Source organism: Geomicrobium sp. JCM 19037 (genome assembly GCF_000698105.1).
Classification (GTDB): Bacteria; Bacillota; Bacilli; order Bacillales; family Marinococcaceae; genus Geomicrobium_A.
The window spans coordinates 1-1456 of the sequence record NZ_BAWZ01000070.1; the positions used below are offsets into that span (position 1 = coordinate 1).

The 1456-nt window shown below is 43.2% G+C and carries 3 protein-coding genes; all 3 read right to left on the minus strand.

From position 1 onward, the window contains the following. Positions 1-28: 28 nt before the first annotated feature. Complete coding sequence (locus JCM19037_RS21535; protein WP_081829505.1) at positions 29-634, minus strand: IS3 family transposase; 606 nt, start codon at positions 632-634, stop codon at positions 29-31. Positions 635-647: 13 nt separating this feature from the next. After that, the gene (locus JCM19037_RS30425; RefSeq protein WP_081829506.1) at positions 648-968 is read right to left on the minus strand and encodes an IS3 family transposase; all 321 of its coding nucleotides are present in this window, start codon (positions 966-968) and stop codon (positions 648-650) included. Further along, positions 854-1456 (minus strand): helix-turn-helix domain-containing protein (locus JCM19037_RS21540; RefSeq protein WP_152549181.1); only part of this gene is annotated, 603 nt, incomplete at its 5' end. The genes JCM19037_RS30425 and JCM19037_RS21540, both read right to left, overlap by 115 nt.

Consider the following 1456-nt stretch of genomic DNA (forward strand, 5'->3'; position numbering starts at 1 on the left):
TAGTGACCCCCAAAAGTTAAAGTTTTTATTATGAAGCGGATTGGCTGGTTAAAGTTCGGTATTGGACCGGACTATGACCAGCCAGTTTTAATTTAATTCGATCATGGTTGTAATAATGCATGTACTCATGAATTCGCTTTTCTAATTCATCATAGGAAAGCATGGGCTCACCATAATACATTTCTTGCTTTAATAGGCCGAAAAAGTTCTCCATAGGTGAGTTGTCTTCACATGTAGCTTTTCGAGACATACTTTGAAAGATTTGGTTGTTCTTTAGGGTTTTCACCCAACTCTTGTGCTGATAATGCCAACCTTGGTCTGAATGAATCGTCGCACGGTACTGGCCTTCTTGGCCAATGATTTGTACAGCCTCCTGTAAAGGTTGGAGAACAAAGTCAAGGGTCGGTCGCTTGGCCATATGATACGCAATGACTTCTCCGTTAAAGACGTCAAGAATCGGGCTGAGATAGAGTTTTTCATCCTCTGTACATTTGAATTCCGTTACATCGGTGAATAACTTTTGAAGTCGAATGGTCGAACGAAACCGACGGTTAATCCGATTTTTAGAAACTTTTCCTACCTTCCCCTTATAGGAGCGATACCGAGATTTTCGAACAAATTTTTGGCAAGACAAGCCAGGATCTTCATCAACCGAAAGACTTTCTTATGATTAATGACCCAGCCTCTGCTTTGAGTTGGGCATGAATTCGACGGTAGCCGTATCTGCCCTTGTGTTGGTCATAAATCTTTGTGATTCGCTCTTTTACGTCATGATTACGTTCAGGCCGCTGAGCGTGCTTGCGATGATAATGATACGTCGCTTCGGGTAGACCTACACACGATAGAACATCGTTTAGTCTGAATCCTTCTTGGGTGAGCTCGAAGGATAGCGCTGCTTGTGCTTTTCTAGGTATGCACCCGGATTCTCCTGAAAAGCTTTTCTCTTTTTTAAATAAGAAACTTCCAATCGAAGAAGTTCATTCTCTCGTTCTAATTGTTCTTCACGTGAAAGAGGAAGGATTCTTTTTTTTCGCGACTTTTTTGGCATAGTTAGAGGTCCTTTCGGCTTTGGCTCTAAGCCCGCAACCCCCTCAGACTCCATGATTTCTTTCCAAGTCGCAAGTGTAGATCTACGCTTGAGTCCAAAGTGAGTGGCTGTTTCGCTAAGAGAAGCGCGGTTGCTTTTCATCCAGTGTAAGACATCCAGCTTAAATTGAACAGAATAGACCTCCCGCACCTTTTTTCGTTTTAATCCCTCGGCACCCAACGCGCGAAAGACTCGCACCCATTCCACAATGAGGCTATGCGAAGAGATTCCATATTTCCTCGCCAAAGGTTTATATCCGTCGACGCCTTCTAGATACTCTCGGACGACACGCGCTTTTAAATCATCACTATATTTAGTCATAGGAACACCCCAAACGTTAGTTTTAGCTCTAACTTTTGGGGTGCAGCA